This is a genomic window from Phyllobacterium sp. A18/5-2, from assembly GCF_025452215.1.
Classification (GTDB): domain Bacteria; phylum Pseudomonadota; class Alphaproteobacteria; order Rhizobiales; family Rhizobiaceae; genus Phyllobacterium; species Phyllobacterium sophorae.
Genome location: NZ_CP104966.1, coordinates 2,596,716 through 2,616,794, shown reverse-complemented (window position 1 = coordinate 2,616,794; position 20,079 = coordinate 2,596,716). Strand labels below are relative to the sequence as shown.

Genomic DNA, 20,079 nt, shown 5'->3' with positions numbered 1-20,079 from the left:
AACAGATCCTTCGCTGGTTATGGGCAAAAAAACAGGCAGTCATGGAATTCCCACCATGGCTGCCCTTTTTTACTGGAGTGGTTTGCACTCCTATTCATTCAGTTCTGTTTCCCGAATGGCGAGACAAGGCACGCGGAAGGTGGCGAGGCCGATGCCTTTCCATCGTCCAAACCCGCCCGGCAAAGTGGTCGGCCGCCAGCCGGAAATCCTGCCGTTGGTTGCCTGGCCAACCGACAAGCTGGCTGGCCGAAATATCCGCATTTCGCAGAATTGCGGACAATTCAGTGGGCAGGGTGAAACTCGGGCCAAATCCATCCGGCTTCGGCCAGGAAGATGGAAGGGCATCGACCTTGCCAAATCCCTTGACCTTGCACCGGGTTCTTTCCGGCAGAATTTGAGTGCAACCGCTCCAGACGTCTCAACGGGTTTGCAAGTTGACCTCCGGACGCCTTGCGGCCGGGAGTCGGTGGTTGCGGTTCCATACGGCGAGTTGACCGGGGTACCGTCGATTTCCGCATGGCAATACCGGCATTGGATCAAAATCCGGAAAATCCACGATGACGGTTTGCTTGACATAATTCCTTTTCATGCCAATCTTATGCTCATGGGGATTGCGATCTCCCCACGAGGCGTCATGCCCAAGTATCGCGTCCAGAAAAACCGAATTGACGGAGGGACGCGAAATGTCTTCGACCACGACTATTTCTCACGACAAATTGGCACGGTTGATCGGAACCCCGAGCAGCCCCGTACTCATCGATGTTCGCATCGACGAGGATTTTGCCTTGGATCAGCGCTTGATTCCCGGCTCGCGCAGGCGCTCCCACAGGGACGCCGGATCCTGGGTTCATGAGCTTGCGGGCAAGCGGGCAGTCATCATCTGCCAGCAAGGCAAGAAACTGAGCGAGGGAACGGCGGCCCTGCTGCGTTACAATGGCGTGCCTGCGGAAACGCTCGGCGGAGGTTATGAAACCTGGATCACGGCGGGTCTTCCCGCGGTCCCGGTGTCGCGCCTGCCTGCGCTGGATCAGAAGGGACGAACGGTCTGGGTGACCCGTGCACGGCCGAAAATCGACAGGATTGCCTGTCCTTGGCTGATCCGCCGCTTCGTCGATCCGGATGCGGTCTTCCTGTACGTGACGCCTGCGGAGGTGGAAGCAGTGGCAGACCGGTTCAATGCCGCACCCTTCGATATCGAGGATGTATTCTGGAGCCATCGGGACGAACTCTGTACATTCGACGTGATGATCGAAGAATTCGGCCTGACCAGCGAACCGCTGTCGAGGCTTGCCACCATCGTGCGCGGCGCGGACACCGCCCGGCCCGACCTCGCCCCCGAAGCGCCCGGATTGCTTGCGGCGTCTCTCGGCCTGTCACGCATGTTCGCGGACGATCTCGAACAACTCGAAGCCGGCCTGACGCTGTATGACGCATTCTACCGATGGTGCCGCGATGCTACGGACGAGACACACAACTGGCCCAATCGAAAGCCCGGAGCGTAACGTGTCCGATATTGCGAGCAACGAAGTCGCAGAAGCGCCTGTAGTCCGCGATGGTCACGGGATTTCCTTTGGCGAGGCCGTGGGCGTCTGGGTGCGCATCGCCTCGCTGAGTTTCGGCGGCCCGGCCGGGCAGATCGCGGTCATGCACCGCATCCTTGTCGACGAGAAACGCTGGATCGGCGAGAACAGGTTCCTGCATGCGCTGAACTATTGCATGCTGCTCCCGGGGCCGGAGGCACAGCAGCTGGCCATCTATATCGGATGGCTCCTGCACAAGACAAAGGGCGGCCTCGTCGCGGGGGCCCTGTTCGTGCTTCCGGGCTTCCTTTCGATCCTTGCCCTCAGCTATCTCTATGTCATTTTCGGAAATGTCGGGGTCGTAGAGGGTTTGTTTTTCGGGCTGAAAGCTGCCGTTCTAGCGGTCGTTCTGCAAGCGGTCGCAAGAATCGGCAAGCGCGCACTCAAGAACAAAATCATGGTGCTCATAGCCGTGTCGGCTTTCCTTGCCATCTTCGCTTTCCATATGCCGTTTCCGCTAATCATCTTGACGGCGGCCATCATTGGGTATGCGGGCGGGAAAGCGGGTTCACCCCTGTTCCAGGTAGGCGGCGGCCATGGCAATGCGGGCGCCGGGCTCGCCGATCGGGACTCGGCGCTCGGCGAAGCAGCGCCGGCCCATGCGCGGCCCAACCTCACCTGGTCGCTGAAAGTATCGGCGATCTTCCTCTTGCTTTGGCTGGCCCCTGTCGCAGCAATCGTCGTCACCATGGGACCGGACAGCGTGTTCAGCCAGATCGGCATCTTCTTCAGCAAGATGGCAATGGTGACGTTCGGCGGCGCCTATGCCGTGCTTTCCTACGTGGCACAGCAAGCCGTCCAGAACTACGGATGGCTGCAGCCTGGTGAAATGCTCGACGGGCTTGGCATGGCGGAGACGACACCCGGCCCCTTGATCATGGTGGTGCAGTTCGTCGGTTTCATGGGGGCATTTCGCGATCCTGGAACGCTGTCCCCATTGATGGCAGCGGCGCTTGCCTCCATCCTGACGACCTGGGTTACCTTCATGCCGTGCTTCCTTTGGATATTCCTCGGTGCGCCCTTCATCGAGGGTCTTCGCAACAACCGGGCCCTGACGGGTGCAATGTCGGCAATCACCGCGGCAGTCGTCGGGGTGATCATGAACCTCGCGGTATGGTTCGCTCTCCACGTGATATTTGGTGAGGTCATCCGTTGGCAAGCATATGGGATTACGCTGGATATTCCGGTCCTGTCCTCGATCAACCTGCCATCGTTCCTGCTGACGCTTGCCGCCGTCGTCGCCATCTTCTGGTTCAAGGCCGGCATGATCCCGGTGTTGCTGGCTGCATCCCTCGCCGGCATTGTCTGGCACATGGGGATCGGATTGGCGTAAAGGCCTCGTGCGCAGTAACTTTGCGCACGAGTTTCAAGCATTCCGAATCTCAGCGCGCCCGCTGGCCGAAGAGGATCCTCTTGGCTTCTTCGTCATTGGCGAGATTGATGCGTTCCGCCTTGCCGACCTCCACGCCGCGCTGAACGGCAGGGCGTGCGCCAATGGCTTCAAACCAGCGCTTCAGATTGGGGAAATCACTCAGATCCTGCCCCTGATTGGCATGGGAAATCACCCAGCCATAGGAAGCCATGTCAGCGATGGAATAACGACCGGCCAGATATTCGAGACTCTCGAGGCGGCGGTTCATCACACCGTAGAGACGGTTGACCTCATTGGTGTAGCGGTTGATGCCATATTCGATCTTCTCCGGCGCATATTGGCGGAAATGATGGGCCTGACCGGCCATCGGCCCCAAGCCGCCGACCTGCCAGAACAGCCATTCCTCGACCTGAACGCGCGTGCGCTCATCCTGCGGATAGAATTTGCCGAACTTCCGGCCAAGATATTGCAGGATCGCACCGGATTCGAATACCGAAATCGGCTGTCCATCCGGACCTTCCGGATCGACGATGGCGGGCATGCGATTATTGGGAGCGATCTTCAGGAATGATGGCTCAAACTGTTCGCCCCTGCCGATATTGACCAGCTTCAACTCATAGGGAACGCCAAGTTCCTCCAGCATGATGGAAATTTTCCAGCCATTGGGCGTTGGCCAGTAGTGAAGTTCGATCGGCTTTGTCTGGGTCGTCATGAGCGTCTCCATGAAATCTTGGGGGATATCACGGCTGAACATAGGTCTCCGCATGCCGATCTCAAGGTTCGGGTTCGGAATTCCCAATTCTTGTTGAACGCTGGATGAACGGGTACCTCAGCTTTCGTTCAGCCCGCCGCATCTAGTGTCCCAGCAACAGAACAGAACAAATCTCTGGCAAGGAAAGCGAGGGGGTCATGGTACGAACGGCAACAAATCTATCCCTGCTATTCCTGCGGGCGCTTATTTTCTCGGCCATTCTCGTAGGTCCGGTCGTAGCATTTGCCGCAAGCTATGAGAGCCGCTCGCCCTCCAACGGAGGCATCGGCCTCGTTCTGCTCGTCGCGCTGCAAAGAGTTTGAGCTTTGTCTCCTTTTCAAGTGTCACGTGATGTCACTATATTGGGAAGATGGACAAGCGAGATCGGAACCAAGAAACCTGTCACCATCAGCATGCCGCGCCATGTTGAGCCCGAAGAATTTACAGACGCGAAAGCTGCTGTCGAAGCATTGAGTGCGCTTTATGAGCGCAATACGCAGTTCTTGCGCGATGCATTCGACAAAGTGGCCAAGGGCGAGGCCAGGGACACCATGCATTTTCGCGCCTTCTATCCAGAGGTGCGGCTTTCCACATCAAGCTATGCGCAAATCGATTCGCGCCTGGCGTTTGGCCATGTATCATCGCCCGGCCAATATTCAGCGACGATCACGCGGCCTGACCTGTTCGACCATTATCTCGAAGAACAGATACGCCTGCTGATCCGCAACCATGGCCATCCGGTGACGGTTCAGGAATCGACGACGCCAATCCCTATCCACTTCGCCTTCCTTGAAGGCACCCACGTGGAATCCTCCGTCGCGGACGCATTTACACGTCCCTTGCGCGATCTGTTCGATGTGCCGGACCTCGCGGCCACCGACGACCGGATCGTCAATGGGGAATATGAGACCGACGACATCGACAGCATCATGCCGTTGTCGCCCTTTACCGCACAGCGCGTCGATTATTCACTGCACCGGCTCTCGCACTATACGGCGACACGCCCGATGCATTTCCAGAACTATGTGCTCTTTACCAACTATCAGTTCTACATCGACGAGTTCTGTGCCCTCGCCCGCAAACTGATGGCCGCGGGCGGCGGCGGCTATGAGCGATTCATTGAACCGGGCAACCTGGTGACGGAAGCCGGCGGTGAAGGGCCGTCCTCAGGCGTACCCTTGGGCCGGCTGCCACAAATGCCGGCCTACCATCTTGTACGCAGCGATGGCTCCGGCATCACCATGGTCAACATCGGCGTGGGTCCTTCCAACGCCAAGACGATCACCGACCATATTGCCGTGCTGCGGCCGCATGCATGGCTGATGCTCGGGCACTGCGCCGGGCTGCGCAATACGCAGGCTCTTGGCGATTATGTGCTCGCCCATGCCTATGTGCGCGAGGATCACGTGCTTGACGATGACCTGCCAGTCTGGGTGCCGATACCGGCGCTGGCCGAAGTGCAGGTGGCGCTCGAGCAGGCCGTGGCGGAGATTACCGGGCTCGAAGGCTATGACCTGAAGCGTATCATGCGCACGGGCACGGTCGCGACAATCGACAACCGCAACTGGGAATTGCGCGATCAGCGCGGACCAGTAAAGCGGCTCTCGCAATCGCGTGCCATCGCGCTCGACATGGAGTCGGCGACCATTGCCGCCAACGGGTTCCGCTTTCGCGTACCTTACGGAACGCTGCTTTGTGTTTCCGACAAGCCCCTGCACGGGGAATTGAAGCTGCCGGGCATGGCGACGGAATTCTACAAGCGCCAGGTAGCGCAGCACCTGAAGATTGGTATCCGGGCGCTGGAGAAACTGGCTGAAATGCCACCCGAAAAGCTGCACTCGCGCAAATTGCGCAGCTTTTTCGAGATGGCGTTCCAATGAGTCACAGCCTCATACCGAGGCTGTAACTGTCTCGTTAGCAGATACGGATCATGCGCGATTGCCAACCAGGGCGAAAAAGACACCCTGCGGATCCTTGGCGTGCAATATCCACTGTCCGCCCGGCACTTCCTCTGGACCAAAGAGCACTTGCCCGCCCTTGGCTTTAAGCCGGCTTTCAGCGGACGTAATATCATCCACACAGATATAATAGCGCCAGACTGGTGACGCCCCGGGCTCCGGATCGTTCATCATCGCGCCGAACATCTGGCCGTCACGCTCGACAATCTGATAGGTTCCCATCGGGCCCATGTCCATCGCATCGCCTTTGGTCCAGCCAAACAGGCCAGAGTAGAATTCGAACGCGCTCTTCCAATCACTGGTCATCAATTCGTGCCAGCCAATCGTACCGGCAGTCGGAGGGGTGGGGAAATCACCGCGTTCGTCCATGGAGGGCTTGAACAAGGTGAACGGCGCGCCTTGCGGATCGGCCACGACGGAAAACCGGCCCACATTGGGAATATCCTGCGGTTCGACGGACACTTTGCCCCCGGCATCTTTGACGCGTTTCGCGTACTGATCGACATCATCGACCATGACATAGCCCGACCACATCGACTCCACGCCGGTATTGCAGCCTTCGGGTGTGGTCATCATCCCGGCGACAGGCTTACTATCAACCGTCAGCAAGGTATATTTCATGTTCGGAACGCCGGAGTCCTGCGTGCCCCAACCCACCACGTTGGAATAAAAGCTTTCAGCCGCTTGCGCGTCACTGCTCATCAGTTCATACCAAATGAAATTGCCGCGATTGGTCATGATGGCTCCTCCTTTTCATGATTACCCGGACTGTAACGAACACACGTGATTGAATGTTGACAATTATGTTGATATCAACATATATAGGCCATGTCAAAGCCGATCTCAGTACCCTACGAAACGACCATACATGTCCGCGACAGCTGTATGTGCCTGGCAGTCCAGCGGGCTGCTCGGGCGCTGGCGCGACGATTCGACGATGCAATGCGGCCCTTCGATCTGACCAATGGCCAGTTTTCACTGCTCATGTCGCTCAACCGGCCGAAACCTCCCAATCTTAGCTCCGTAGCCCATTTATTGGCAATGGATCGCACTACACTGACCGCCGCACTCAAGCCGTTGGAGCGCCGTGGCCTGGTGATGGTTACACCCGATCCCGCGGACAAGCGCAGCCGGCTGCTGGCACTGACGCCGGAAGGCATGCGCGTGCTCTCGGAAGTCACGCCGATATGGAGGAGCACGCACGGGGAGCTTGAACATCTGCTCGACGACGGCGAGCACGACCGCCTCTTGAATAGCCTGAAGAAGGTTTTGTGAAATCGGGTCCACGTTTATGCATCAAAAGTCGAATTTGATACGGCTTGGAAACAGCGGGAAAAGTGTTATATTTCTTATTGGAGTGAGGAGCGAGCTTCCGCCCGCCCCTCGGTTTCTGACTAGTTGAATTGAACCCGGAAGCTGAGCGACCAACTCGTCCGGGTTCTTTTCATTGTCAGAGTGAGGCTAAACGGCAAATACCGCATAGTTCACCTCCAGTTTCATAAGCAAGGCCCTTGCCGGGTCAGGGAGGCCACCACCCTGATGCACCTGTTCGCTCGGTGCCTGCTGCTTCTGCCTACGAAACCCGCTCAAAACCTGGCTTAAATTGTTGAAGACGACAACGATTGCTGGGTTGCATATTCCCGTGCGCGCGGCCTCGCCGGTTGTCTTCTCAGCGCCAAAGGACGTTACATCCGCCATCTTGATTGCGGCGTAATTGCAGGTTTAATGCAAGGCCATGACTACCAAAAATCGCTCCTGGCTGACACTCGCTGCCGTGCTGCTGCCGATCCTGTTTTCGGTACCGCTTGTCCTCGGATTCTTCGGTGCAATCCATCCGGCATTCGATGCGTTCGCGCACTTCCGCATGCACCTGGCCGTGCTGATGGCGGTATCCGCCATTCCAGCGCTGCTTCTCGGCCTGTGGCGCGAAGGTCTGATGGCGATTGTCCTGGCCCTGACCGCGCTCGCGACGGTCCTTGTTCCTGCGCCAGCGCCTTCCGCCGAAGCTGAAACACCTGTGCAATCGGCTGAACCGGTCGGCAGGTCCGAGTACAAGCTGCTGCAGCTCAATCTGCGTTATGACAACCGCAATCAAGCGGATTTCATCCGCCTGATTGCACGTGAAGCACCGGATGTCATCACCGTGCAGGAGGCCTCCGACAATTGGCGGCCGCAGCTAAAGGCGATCGAGGCGCGGTACCCGTACAATCTCTACTGCCCGAGTACCAAACGCATCGGTGGCGTTGCGATCCTCTCACGCCGGCCATTTGCGCTTGGAACTACACCGCAATGCATTGGCAACAGTCTGGCAGGACTGGCACGTATCGATTTTGGCGGCCGCAGTGCCATCATTGTCGCCCTGCATCTCGGCTGGCCATGGCCATACGAGCAGACAGAGAATGTCGAGGAATTGAGAGCCTATTTCGAGAGATTGCAGGGACCATCGATTATCGCCGGTGATTTTAACGCGACGCCCTGGAGCCAAACGCTCAAGACCATCACCGTCGCGAGCCAGACACGCTCGGTTGAAGGCCTGCGCCCGAGCTGGCTCGTCAACGGCACGCTGGCGCATGCAGCGCGGTGGATCGGCCTGCCCATCGACCATATCCTGGTTTCACAACGAATATCGCCAACCCGGGTAGAGACGCTCGCGCCGGCGGGCTCGGATCATCTGCCGATGCTGTTGCGCTTTTCGATCAGCGGCGTGGACGATAGCGGGCCCGATCAGCAGACGGTGATGCTCACGGACCGGTCAGCCTTTCCTATTCGAAGACCGGGCGCAGGAAACTGCGCTCGTAGCTGATGATGCTGCGATTAAGCTTTTCGCTCTCAAGCACTTCCTGGCATTCCGGATCTTTCGCCATGCGCTGGCGATAATCCTCATAAGCGGCAAGGCTTGGAAAACTGAACATGGCGTAAGCGATATTGCTGGCACCTTCGCCCGGCAGAAAATAGCCGTGATGGTTGCCGCCCAGCCGGTTGACGAGAGCGATCCACCGGCGGCCGTACTCCTCGAATTCAGCAACTTTGTAGGGATCGATGACATATTTCAGATAGCAGGTGATCATGGGAAACTCCTGTGATGCTTCCAGAGCTAAAAAAGCCCGACACAATGCCGGGCTTTTGGATCACATGTTCGTATAAACCGGCCCCTCGCCGCCCTGCGGCGGCACCCAGTTGATATTCTGGTTGGGATCCTTGATGTCACAGGTCTTGCAGTGGACGCAGTTCTGCGCGTTGATCACGAATTTCGGCCCGGTTGCCTCCTCGACCCACTCATAGACGCCGGCCGGGCAATAGCGTGCCGATGGCCCGGCATAGACGTCATGCTCGGAAGACTTCTGTAGTGCAGGGTCCTTGACGATGAGGTGAACCGGCTCGTTTTCCTCGTGGTTGGTGTTTGACAGGAACACCGACGACAGGCGGTCGAAAGTCAGGACACCATCCGGCTTCGGATAGGCGATCGGGCCGTATTTGCTTGCGGGTTCAAGCGAGGCCGCATCGGTCTTGCCATGTTTCCATGTGCCGAAGGGCGACCAGCCGCCAAAAATCGTGTTAAGCCACATATCCAGGCCACCGAGAACGACGCCCCCGATCGTGCCGAGCTTCGACCACATTGGCTTGACATTGCGGACGCGCTTCAGGTCCTTGCCAATTTCACTTGAGCGCCAGGCGTTCTCATAAGCGATCAGCTCGTCATTGGCGCGCCCGGCCGCGATGGCTTGCGCCACATGTTCTGCGGCCAGCATGCCGGAGAGCATGGCATTGTGCGAACCCTTGATGCGCGGCACGTTGACAAAACCGGCCGAGCAGCCGAGCAGCGCGCCTCCGGGGAACGACAGTTTGGGTACCGATTGCCAGCCGCCTTCGGTAATCGCGCGCGCACCATAGGATAACCGCTTGCCACCTTCGAAAGTACCCCGAATGGCAGGATGGGTCTTGAAACGCTGGAATTCCTCGAACGGCGACAAATAGGGATTCTTGTAGTTGAGGTGCATGACGAAGCCCACGGCCACCGTGTTGTCCTCGAGATGATAGAGGAACGATCCGCCGCCGGTCTTCAAATCAAGAGGCCAGCCGAAAGAGTGCTGGACGAGGCCAAGCTTGTGCCTGGCCGGATCGACCTGCCAGAGCTCCTTCAGTCCGATACCGTATTTGGCCGGCTCCTTGCCTTCATCGAGTTTGAATTTATTGATCAGCTGCTTGGCCAGCGAGCCGCGCGCGCCTTCCGCGATCAGGACATATTTGCCGAGGAGCGCCATACCACGGGTATAGGCTGGCCCGTGCGATCCGTCTTTCTCGATGCCCATGTCGCCGGTCGCTACACCGACAACTGCGCCCTTGCCGTCGTAAAGCACTTCCGAGCCGGCAAAGCCTGGATAGATCTCAACGCCAAGTTCTTCAGCCTTGCTCCCCAGCCAGCGACAGACATTGCCGAGAGAAACGATGAAATTGCCATGATTGTTCATCAGCGGCGGCATGGCGAAATTGGGAAGGCGTATAGAGCCCGAATGACCCAGCACGAGGAAATGATCCGCCGTTACCGGTGTCTTGAAGGGATGCCCCTCCTCGTCGCGCCAGCCGGGCAGGAGCTTGTCGACCCCAATGGGATCGACCACCGCACCGGAAAGGATATGCGCGCCGATTTCACCGCCCTTTTCGAGAACGACGACTGAAAGCTCAGGATTGATCTGCTTGAGCCTGATGGCCGCGGACAGGCCCGATGGCCCTCCTCCAACGATCACGACATCAAACTCCATGCTCTCGCGATCTGGAAGTTCGGTTGCCTCGCTCATGATGTCCTCCTGAATGCCTGTATGCCCCGTAAACACGATTGAGCCCGTGTTTTTCCGATTTGTAGCGCAACAATAGCCGTATGACAGTGGCTAGCACGCATTCCAGATGCGGCCAATTGCCCTCATCCTACGACGATCGCTCGATTTCATAATTTCCCTTAACGTAAACGTCAATATTTTCGTTGCGTCTTGATCCGTATCCGGCAGTTGCGCCTTTGCACTTTTCGTTCATACTCCGGCTATTGAATTCAGTGTCCGTCATCTAACAGATTGGAGACCGGATGAAACTGCTCCGAGTGAGTTGGATGCTCTTTGGCTTCCTTGCCATCTGCATGCTTTTCACTGACTACGCTTCAGAGGGGGCAGCGGCGGAGGAGCGCGAACTGTGGACGGCGGGGTCCTACTCGTTTTCCGATGAACGCGGAGGTTTCACAATTCGCTCGATCAGCGGCAAGGGCACTTTTGAGGATCCGGTCATCCTGACCGAAGAATTCCCTTCCGCGACACCGACCATCCTCATCATTCGAACGGAAAAAATAGCCCAGGCAAACCCGAGCGAAGACATCGGAATTCTTTTCTATTTGCAGGTTCGGGCAATCAACGGCAGCGGCCACCCCTGGATCGAATTTGGCTTCGAGCTGCAAGAACAACCGAATGTACCAAGCGATTACGGTGATGGGCTGTCTTTCTATCAGCCAGGGGACAAGAAGGGCATGATCCGGTCTGAAGGCTTCGCCAGCTACAGGGACGATTTTGAACCCTATGACCGGATGATTTTCCGGGGAGGCAAGCTCGACCCTGGCGGCAACGCGACATTCACGTTCCCGATCGCCGATTTTACCCCAAAGCGCGTATTTTATCTGGTGCAGGATCCGCGCATTCCATCCTCTTGAGCTTGCATTAGGTCGAGCAATTTGCGACGTCATTTGAAAGCTCAAAGGATAATCCAGTGCCGAACCTGCGCGAACTGCTGCACTTCTATTCCGAGGCTGGCGTTGATACGCCGCTCGAAGACTTGCCGGTCGACCGCTTTTCACAGGTTGAAGCGAAACGCATTGCGCCCGCTGCCCCTGTGCAAAGAGCCCCGGGCCCACAGCAGCAGCCGGAAAGCCCGCAGCCGAGCCAACCCGCGCCATCGACCCTGACCAGGGCTACAGTTCCGGATGATGCCAAGATCGCAATGGCCCGGCAGCTTGCCTCGAGCGCTGCGACGCTGGAGGAGCTGCGCGAACAGCTTGGCGCCTTCGATGGCTGCAATCTCAAATTCACCGCCAAAAACCTGGTTTTCGCCGATGGCAATCCGAACGCCTCGATCATGTTTGTCGGCGAGGCGCCGGGACGCGAAGAGGATCTTGAGGGCGTTCCCTTCATCGGCCGCTCGGGGCAACTGCTGGACCGCATGTTGGCGGCCATCGGTCTTGACCGCACCTCCGCCTACATTGCCAATACGATCCCGTGGCGCCCCCTGGCAACCGCACTCCGACACCGCTCGAGACCGAGATTTGCCGCCCTTTCTTCGAGCGCCAGATCGAACTTGCCAACCCGAAATTGCTGGTTGCGCTGGGCGGCCCGGCGGCCAAAGCGCTGACCAATGCAACGGAAGGCATTTTGCGGCTGCGCGGCAACTGGAAAAGCCATTCGACTGCTTCGGGAATTGAAATCCCCGTCATGCCAACGCTGCATCCCGCATATCTCCTGCGCAATGCCGCGCAGAAACGCTTTGCCTGGCGCGATTTCGTCAGCGTTAAAATGCGGTTGCGTGCGCTGACGGAATAATCCATAGGCCCTTTTCAGCCAAAACTTGGCGCAAAACTGGAATGACAGTGTCGTAATCGCTGGCTTGCGGGCCAATTGAAACCTGTAGTTTCAGATACTGAAACACAGGATACACATATGTTTCGCCAGCTCTTGCCGATCACGGCACTATTGACCAGCACGTTTTTGATGCTGACGGCAGGAGGCCTGGCAGGTATTCTGCTGCCCTTGCGCGCAGGCATGGAAGGCTGGTCACCGACGACAATCGGCTGGCTCGGTACGGGCTATGCGCTGGCCTTCACGGGCGGCTGCATCATCGTCCCGCGCCTTGTGCGGCGGGTTGGCCATGTGCGCGTCTTCGCCGTCCTCCTCACCCTCCTGTCCATGTCGATGCTGTTTCACGGGCTGATCATCAACCCCTGGGCCTGGACGCTGTTTCGCGCACTCGCTGGTTTCTCGCTTGCAGGCAGCTACATGGTCATCGAGAGCTGGCTGAACGAACGCGTCACGAACAGTACGCGCGGCATGGTGTTCTCGGTCTATATGATCGTTTCAATGATTGGCCTTCTCGTCGGCCAGTATATCCTGCCCTTTGGCGATCCTGCCACGCAGGCGTTGTTCATGATCGGGGCGCTGATCTATGCCGGGGCGCTGGTGCCAACAGGTCTCTCCAATGCACAGTCGCCCCGGCCGCTGACGCAGGTTTCGCTCGACCTTCCCGGGCTTTACCGCAAATCGCCAGCGGCGCTGATAGGCTCTTTGCTTGCCGGGATCATCGCCGGTGCATGGAACTTCCTGTCCGCGGTCTACGGGCGCGATATTGGCCTGTCGACCTTCGGTATCGCTACAATGATCGCGAGTTCAATGATCGGCGGCGCGATTTTCCAGTATCCCATTGGACGTATCTCTGATTTCGTCGACCGGCGCTACGTGATGGTGGTCGCGGGGATCGGCGGCGTGGCCCTATCGCTGGCGATGATCATGATCCAGCCGACCACGCCCTGGGTGATCTACGCGCTGATGTTTGCCTTTGGGACGGTGCTGTTTCCGATCTATTCGCTCAACGTAGCTCACGCCAACGACTTCGCCGAACCCAGTGAATTCGTCAAGATCTCCAGCGGCTTGCTGATTGTTTACGGTGTCGGCAGCATGATCGGGCCGCAGATCGCCGGACGGCTGATGGATCTCAACGGGCCTTCCGGCTTTTTCGTCACCATGGCTGTCAGTTATGCTGCCTATGGCTCCTATGCATTCTGGCGCAGTCTGCGCCGGGCATCGCAGGCCCCGTCGGCACGGCCTGATTTTGCCATCCGCCCCCATGACCGGCCGCAGACGCCGGAGACCTTCCAGCTGCATCCCTTGAGCGAAGCTGCCGCGCAGGAGGAGTGATCAACCCTGCGGAGTCGATGCCTTTCGCGCTCGCGCCCGGGCAAGTCCCAACCGGTGCTCGCGGTAGATGATGAAAATCCCGGCGCTGATGACGATGGCCGCGCCGATGATCATCTCGGCGGTCGGAACGTCCCCGAAGAGCAGGTAGCCGATAACCAATCCAAGCAGCATGGATGTGTATTCGAATGGAGCGATCGCCGACATGTCGGCGTGGCGATAGCTCTCGGTCAGAAGGATCTGCGCGACCCCTCCGGCAATTCCCGCCATGATCAGGCAGGTTGCCTGGAAGGGAGTTGGCCAGATCCAGCCAAAGGGAAAGCTGAGCAGCGCAATGAGGCTGGAAGCAATGGAAAAATATACGACAATGGTCGGTGTACGTTCGGTTTGCACCAGCTTGCGCACCAGCAGCATTGCAATGGCCGCAAGGCCGGCGCCTCCCAGCGTTGCAAGCGCGCCGATAGCCTGATCACCACCGAATTCGGTTTCGCCGGTGAAGAAGGACAAACGCGGCCACAGAATGATCACCACGCCGACCAGACCGAAACAAACCGCTGTCCAGCGATATAGCCGCACCGTCTCGCGGAGCAGAATGGCGCTGCACACGACGGTCAGCAGCGGCGTCGCGTAGCTGATGGCAATGGCCTCCGGCAGAGGCAATTTTGTCAGGCCGTAGAAGCTCAGGCCCATGGCACTGACACCGACCAAACCACGCCAGAAATGACTGAAGGGCTCTTTCGTCTTGAAAGCCACTGCCATCTGCCCTTGCCAGGCGATGAAGGCTATGACCGGAAAGATCGCGAAGAACGAGCGGAAAAACACCAGCTGACCGGCCGGAATGCCCTCCGATGCCTTCAACAGGCTCGACATGCAGACAAAGACGCAGACCGAAGCGACCTTGAGACCAATTCCAACCATTACATTGGAAGTGCGCATTCGATCAGTAACAGGCGGTTCACCGTCACCCGGGTGAACAATGGTAGCCACGGTAGGAATTCCTTGAGGAAAGAGAAATGACGTGCACGCGAGGAATTGTAAACTGATATATCTTTAGGCTTGTTTGACCGGCCACACCAGATAGTAATCGATCACGTTGCGTTTTTCGGGCAAACAATCGGGTGAATGATGGGATTTGTTGTGCACGATCAAAAAGGCAGGTAGGTTCCGGCACCACATAAAGGACAGTTAGAACGATGCGTACCGATACCGGCCAGGTGTTTCATCTGGATGATTACAAGCCAACCGATTTCCTTATCCCTGAAACCCAACTCGATTTTGCACTCCACCCCGAGCGCACAATCGTCAAATCCACGTTGCAGATCGAGCGCAGACAAGGCATTGCCGCCGATGCGCCTCTCATCCTGGATGGCGACGAACTCAAGCTCATTGATATCCGCATCGATGGCGCTGCTCCCGGCGACAATACCTACGTGGCAACACCCGACCGCCTCGAGATCCGCGGCCTGCCGCAAAACGGCAAATTCACGCTTGAGCTCACAACGGAAATCAATCCGACCACCAACCGTCAGCTGACCGGGCTTTACCGGTCGAGCAACGTCTACTGTACCCAGTGCGAGGCCGAAGGCTTCCGCCGGATCACCTATTTCCTCGACAGGCCCGACCTTCTCTCCATCTACACGGTTCGCATCGAAGCCGAGCGCAGCGAAGCGCCGCTGCTTCTGTCGAACGGCAATCCCAAAGATAAGGGCGAGCTTACCAACGGCCGCCATTTCGCCACCTGGCATGATCCGCATCCAAAACCCGCCTATCTCTTCGCGCTCGTCGCGGGCGATCTCGGCGTGATCACCGATACATTCACCACCGCTTCCGGCCGCCATGTGGATCTCGGCATCTATGTCGAGCATGGCAAAGAGCCGCGTGCGCTCTACGCCATGGATGCGCTGAAGCGTTCGATGAAGTGGGACGAGGAGGTTTTCGGCCGCGAGTATGATCTCGATGTGTTCAACGTTGTCGCGGTTTCCGATTTCAACATGGGTGCGATGGAGAACAAGGGTCTCAATGTCTTCAACGACAAATACGTGCTCGCCGATCCAGATACCGCGACCGACACCGACTATGCCGGGATCGAAGCCGTCATTGCCCATGAATATTTCCACAATTGGACAGGAAATAGAATCACTTGCCGCGACTGGTTCCAGCTTTGCCTGAAGGAAGGCCTGACCGTCTACCGCGACCATGAATTCTCCGCTGACATGCGCTCGCGGCCGGTAAAGCGCATCGCCGAGGTGAAGGGGCTGAAAGCGCACCAGTTCCCCGAAGACGCGGGTCCCCTCGCCCATCCGGTGCGTCCGCGCCAATTCCGCGAGATCAACAATTTCTACACGTCGACTGTCTACGAAAAGGGCTCCGAGGTGGTGCGCATGATCCGCACCATTCTGGGACCCGACCTTTTCCGCAAAGGCATGGATCTCTATTTCGAGCGCCATGATGGCGATGCGGCGACCATCGAGGATTTCATAAAGGTGTTCGAGGATGCTTCCGGCGAAGACCTCAGCCAGTTCGCTCTCTGGTACGACCAGGCAGGCACGCCCAACCTTGCAATCACCTATGATTACGATCAGGCGACCAAGACTTTCGAGATAGAGATTGAACAGTCGCTCAAAGCCACCCCGGGGCAGCCATCGAAGAAACCGATGCATATTCCGGTGCAGTTCGCGCTGCTCGGCACCAAGGGCCGCGAACTCAAGCCCCGGTCAGCCAAGGGCGGCCTGGTCAAGGATGACGTGATCCATCTGCGTAAGCGCAAGGAGCGGTTCAGCTTCTCCGGCATTTCCGAACGCCCCGTGCCGTCGCTGCTGCGCGGCTTTTCCGCCCCGGTCACGCTGACCAGCGAATTGACAAGGTCTGACCTCGTCTTTCTGGCCCGTAACGATGGCGATGAGGTTACGCGCTGGCAAGCGCTGACCCAGCTTCTGAACGCCAAGCTGACCAGCAATTCGAAGCGGGTCCGCGGCGGCAAGCCGGCGACCATCGAAAATTCCTCGATCAAACTCCTTGGCGATATCGCTTTTAACCCGGCGCTGGATGAAGCGTTCCGCGCACTCTGTCTTAGCATCCCCTCCGAAAGCGATATTGCGCGCGAACTCGGCGCAAATATCGATCCGGATGCCATCCTTGGCAGTCGGGACGCCCTCGTAAGCGCAGTGGGTGAATCCCTCGCAGAACGATTTGCAGAGCTCTATGATCTCCTCGATCACAATGGCCCTTTCCAGCCCGACGCGGCCAGTGCCGGCCGCAGGGCACTGCGCAACGTGCTGCTCGACTATCTCAGCGTTGCCGACAACACCCCCAAGCTTGCAGCCGCGCAGTTCAGCAAAGCGGACAACATGACCGACAGGGCGGCAGCGCTGGGTGTGCTCGTTCAGCGTTTCAGCGGCAGCGATGCGACCTGCCAGGCACTGCGGTCGTTCGAAGAGCGGTTCGGCAACGATCCCCTCGTCATGGACAAGTGGTTCATCGTTCAGGCGATGCAGCCCGGCAACGAAGCCTTGGGCAAGGTGCGCGGGCTGATGACACACAAACTGTTTTCGCTCGACAATCCCAACCGCACCCGCGCGCTGATTGGTGCGTTTTCCAGTGGTAATCAGACCGGTTTCAACCGTGCCGATGGCGGCGGCTATAGGTTCTTCGCCGAAACAATCCTGACAATCGAAAAAGAAGAATCCGCAGCTTGCCGCACGGCTTCTGACGGCGATGCGCTCGTGGCGATCCTTCGAGCCGGTGCGCCGCGAACATGCCCGAGAAGCGCTTGCAACCATCGCGACAGTGACCGGCCTCTCGTCCGATGTGCGCGACATCGTCGAACGGACGCTCGCCTAGGAGCTCCGTTCGAAAGTTATCCACCGCCAATTTCCTCATTACCCCCGGACAATCTCCGAGGGTAATTTGAGTCATTTCAAAGTGTTATGACGCCTCGCTCAACGGCGCATTCCGCCCGCCACAAGTATTGATAAATATTTAACAAAGGGACTAGACACGCAGAATCACTTTTGATTCACTACAGGTGCTTCGGATGTGCGGCGTGCCGAAGCAAATCACTGATTACAAAGGCAAAATGAGGGGGCCATTCGATGGCAAATGCGGACGCGTATCGCGCGCCGACGGGGAAGACTTACGCCAAAAACCGGATCAACGCGCGGGGGCGCAACCGGCTTTCGGGGCATGTAAAGCTTCTCGCCGATCCCGCCTATGGCAAGCTGCTAGCCGCAGAGCCGTATCTGCGCCGTGCCATCCCGCCGCTCATCATCGTTTTTTTGCTTGTTCTTGCCGTTGTGCGTTCCATGTCGCTGCTTGGCTGGCGTGACGATACGGAGCGGACTGCCCGCGCCACCCTATCGATGGCAGCCAGCCATGTGGCGAGCGTCATCGACAATCGCCTCAACAGCGGCAAGAAGCTCGACGCCGGCGATCTGCAGAACATCATCAGCGAGATCCGCTCGAATGACCTGATCCCCGACGGAATGTGGATTGCCGTTGCCAACGCCGACGCGAACATCATCGCTTCATCCGATGGTGGCGATCATTGGCGCGACAGGAGCCTTGAGACTTTCGTGACCGAAGGCCAGCCGCTGTTTCTCTTTGGCGAGCGGGCCGGCGCAATGCCGGTCAAGGTCGAGGGGACGCCTGCACTCGCTGCCTTCAGCCGTTCGGGCAAAGCCGCTTACTCGGTCTTCGTCATGCACCCGGTCGATGCCATCTTTGCAGAATGGCGCAAGGTCGTATCGATCAACGTCACAATGTTCGCCGGAACGGCGACGATCATGCTGATCGTGCTCTATGCCTATTTCAGCCAGGCCGCACGGGCGCAGGATGCAGATGAGCTTTACCAGCACACGCAAGCGCGCGTCGACACGGCGCTGGCGCGTGGCCGTTGTGGACTATGGGACTGGGACATGGCGCGCGGACGCGTCTACTGGTCGCGATCCATGTACGAAATGCTCGGCTACGAGGCTCATGACGCCATCCTCTCGCTCGGCGACATTTCGTCGATCATCCACCCTGACGACGATAAGCTCTACAGCGTGGCAGCACAGGTTGCCGCCGGCGACATCAGCCAGATGGACCGGGTCTTCCGCATGCGCCATGCGGAAGGGCACTGGGTGTGGATGCGAGTGCGTGCACAGGTGGCGGACGCCACGTCAGGCGATCTGCATCTGGTCGGGGTTGCTGTCGATGTCAGCGAGCAGCACCGTTTCGTCCAGGCCACAGCGCAAGCGGACCAGCGTATTCGCGAGGCCATTGAGAGCATTTCCGAGACTTTCGTCCTTTGGGATGCGGATAATCGCCTCGTCATGTCGAACAGTAAGTTCAACGAATATTCGGGCCTCGCCAACGAATGTCTGCTTCCAGGCATCAGCCGCGAAGAACTCGAACCGCGCATCCGCGCTGTCGCGTTCGAAAAGCGCATGGCTAATGAAAACGGGCGCAATGGTGCGTTGACCTTCGAGCGGCAACTGGCCGATGGCCGCTGGCTCCAGGTCAATGAACGCCGCACACAGGATGGCGGACTCGTCTCGGTCGGCACGGACATCACCCAGCTCAAGGTGCACGAGGAGCGCCTGGTCGACAGCGAGCGCCGGTTGATGGCGACAATTCATGATCTGAGCCTTGCTCGCAAATCCGAGATCGAACGTACGCTTGAGCTTACCGAACTCAACAGCAAATACGCCGTCGAGAAGGAACGCGCCGAAGCAGCAAACCGCGCGAAATCGGAATTCCTCGCCAACATGTCACATGAGCTGCGGACCCCGCTCAATGCCATCATCGGCTTTTCGGAAATCATGCATTCCGGCACTTTCGGCGAACTCGGCTCCGACCGCTATGTGGAATATGTCCACGACATCCATACCAGCGGCAACTACCTCCTCAACGTCATCAACGATATCCTCGACATGTCGAAGATCGAAGCCGGGCATTTCTCGCTGGACCGTGAAGAAGTCGATCTGTGCCCGCTGATCCACGAGACAGTTCGCGTCGTTTCCCTGCAGGCGCAAGAAAAACAAGTGAAGGTCGAGACCAGAATCGCCGAAAGCGTTACGCTCGATGCCGATCGCCGCGCGATCAAGCAGATCCTGCTCAATCTCCTGTCGAATGCGGTAAAGTTCACTGATACCGGCGGGCGGATCTCGGTCCGTGCACGCAAGGTGTCAGGCGCGCTTGTCTTCACCATCGAAGACACAGGATGTGGCATTCCGAAAGCGGCGCTGAAGAAGATCGGCCAACCCTTTGAGCAGGTGGAGAACCAGTTCACCAAATCCCACGCGGGCTCCGGTCTTGGCCTTGCCATCTCTCGCTCGTTGACCGAACTGCATGGCGGGGCGCTCAAGATACGCTCGCATGAAGGTGTCGGCACCATCGTTTCCGTGCGCATCCCGACGCGGGTGGTTGAGGCTACCAGAATATAGGGATTCTCAACTTTGCGTTGACTGTATCTCAATTGAGATACATACTATTGTGGTCA

The 20,079-nt window shown here is 58.1% G+C and carries 15 protein-coding genes and 2 pseudogenes; 11 read left to right on the top strand and 6 right to left on the bottom strand.

The genetic code is table 11. The features are described from left to right. Positions 1-683: 683 nt before the first annotated feature. Both N8E89_RS12955 and chrA read left to right on the top strand, forming a co-directional pair. Entirely contained in the window at positions 684-1,502 is an 819-nt protein-coding gene (locus N8E89_RS12955) for a chromate resistance protein ChrB domain-containing protein (protein ID WP_106667254.1), read from the top strand. Next, positions 1,453-2,913: a chromate efflux transporter gene (gene chrA, locus N8E89_RS12950; RefSeq protein ID WP_410010306.1), complete on the top strand. Its 1,461-nt coding sequence runs from the start codon at positions 1,453-1,455 to the stop codon at positions 2,911-2,913. Before N8E89_RS12955 ends, chrA begins: the two co-directional genes overlap by 50 nt. Positions 2,914-2,962: 49 nt before the next feature. Here chrA and N8E89_RS12945 read toward each other — a convergent pair whose 3' ends face one another. Next, the gene (locus tag N8E89_RS12945) at positions 2,963-3,664 is read right to left on the bottom strand and encodes a glutathione S-transferase N-terminal domain-containing protein (protein ID WP_106667316.1); all 702 of its coding nucleotides are present in this window, start codon (positions 3,662-3,664) and stop codon (positions 2,963-2,965) included. A gap of 197 nt (positions 3,665-3,861) precedes the next feature. On the opposite strand from N8E89_RS12945, the gene N8E89_RS12940 reads away from it, so the two are divergent. Then, entirely contained in the window at positions 3,862-4,026 is a 165-nt protein-coding gene (locus N8E89_RS12940; protein ID WP_162707201.1) for a hypothetical protein, read from the top strand. Positions 4,027-4,116: 90 nt separating this feature from the next. Continuing rightward, positions 4,117-5,583 carry an AMP nucleosidase gene (locus N8E89_RS12935; RefSeq protein ID WP_262261896.1) on the top strand — a complete coding sequence of 489 codons (1,467 nt, stop codon included), beginning with the start codon at positions 4,117-4,119 and terminating at the stop codon, positions 5,581-5,583. A gap of 48 nt (positions 5,584-5,631) precedes the next feature. Here the strand turns inward: N8E89_RS12935 and N8E89_RS12930 are convergent, their stop codons facing one another. Then, positions 5,632-6,399 carry a VOC family protein gene (locus N8E89_RS12930; RefSeq protein ID WP_106667251.1) on the bottom strand — a complete coding sequence of 256 codons (768 nt, stop codon included), beginning with the start codon at positions 6,397-6,399 and terminating at the stop codon, positions 5,632-5,634. A gap of 90 nt (positions 6,400-6,489) precedes the next feature. Here N8E89_RS12930 and N8E89_RS12925 point away from each other — a divergent pair, with 90 nt between their 5' ends. Further along, positions 6,490-6,936: a MarR family winged helix-turn-helix transcriptional regulator gene (locus N8E89_RS12925; protein ID WP_106667250.1), complete on the top strand. Its 447-nt coding sequence runs from the start codon at positions 6,490-6,492 to the stop codon at positions 6,934-6,936. Between the two features lie 186 nt (positions 6,937-7,122). Here N8E89_RS12925 and N8E89_RS12920 read toward each other — a convergent pair whose 3' ends face one another. Continuing rightward, positions 7,123-7,359 (bottom strand): hypothetical protein, encoded by a 237-nt coding sequence (locus tag N8E89_RS12920; RefSeq protein WP_106667249.1) that lies wholly within the window; start codon positions 7,357-7,359, stop codon positions 7,123-7,125. A 37-nt stretch (positions 7,360-7,396) separates the two neighbouring features. Here N8E89_RS12920 and N8E89_RS12915 point away from each other — a divergent pair, with 37 nt between their 5' ends. Continuing rightward, entirely contained in the window at positions 7,397-8,464 is a 1,068-nt protein-coding gene (locus tag N8E89_RS12915; RefSeq protein ID WP_106667248.1) for an endonuclease/exonuclease/phosphatase family protein, read from the top strand. Here the strand turns inward: N8E89_RS12915 and N8E89_RS12910 are convergent. Both N8E89_RS12910 and N8E89_RS12905 read right to left on the bottom strand, forming a co-directional pair. Then, positions 8,424-8,729, bottom strand: coding sequence for an NIPSNAP family protein (locus N8E89_RS12910; RefSeq protein WP_106667247.1), 306 nt, complete (start codon positions 8,727-8,729; stop codon positions 8,424-8,426). The genes N8E89_RS12915 and N8E89_RS12910 overlap by 41 nt on opposite strands. Before the next feature lie 60 nt (positions 8,730-8,789). Continuing rightward, positions 8,790-10,457: an electron transfer flavoprotein-ubiquinone oxidoreductase gene (locus N8E89_RS12905; RefSeq protein WP_106667246.1), complete on the bottom strand. Its 1,668-nt coding sequence runs from the start codon at positions 10,455-10,457 to the stop codon at positions 8,790-8,792. Between the two features lie 281 nt (positions 10,458-10,738). Between N8E89_RS12905 and N8E89_RS12900 the strand changes: the two genes are divergently transcribed. The 3 genes and pseudogenes from N8E89_RS12900 (at position 10,739) to N8E89_RS12890 (ending at position 13,601) form a co-directional block, all read left to right on the top strand. Next, positions 10,739-11,350, top strand: a complete 612-nt coding sequence (locus N8E89_RS12900; protein WP_245449039.1) for a hypothetical protein — start codon at positions 10,739-10,741, stop codon at positions 11,348-11,350. Positions 11,351-11,637: 287 nt separating this feature from the next. Further along, positions 11,638-12,233 (top strand): annotated as a pseudogene (locus tag N8E89_RS12895) (uracil-DNA glycosylase family protein). Between the two features lie 117 nt (positions 12,234-12,350). Then, positions 12,351-13,601: an MFS transporter gene (locus N8E89_RS12890; protein ID WP_106667244.1), complete on the top strand. Its 1,251-nt coding sequence runs from the start codon at positions 12,351-12,353 to the stop codon at positions 13,599-13,601. Here N8E89_RS12890 and N8E89_RS12885 read toward each other — a convergent pair whose 3' ends face one another. Beyond that, positions 13,602-14,534 carry a DMT family transporter gene (locus tag N8E89_RS12885; protein WP_106667243.1) on the bottom strand — a complete coding sequence of 311 codons (933 nt, stop codon included), beginning with the start codon at positions 14,532-14,534 and terminating at the stop codon, positions 13,602-13,604. Between the two features lie 257 nt (positions 14,535-14,791). Here N8E89_RS12885 and pepN point away from each other — a divergent pair. Then, positions 14,792-17,438, top strand: a pseudogene (gene pepN, locus N8E89_RS12880) (aminopeptidase N). Positions 17,439-17,689: 251 nt separating this feature from the next. Next, entirely contained in the window at positions 17,690-20,023 is a 2,334-nt protein-coding gene (locus tag N8E89_RS12875; protein WP_106667241.1) for a PAS domain-containing sensor histidine kinase, read from the top strand. The last annotated feature ends 56 nt before the right edge of the window (positions 20,024-20,079 follow it).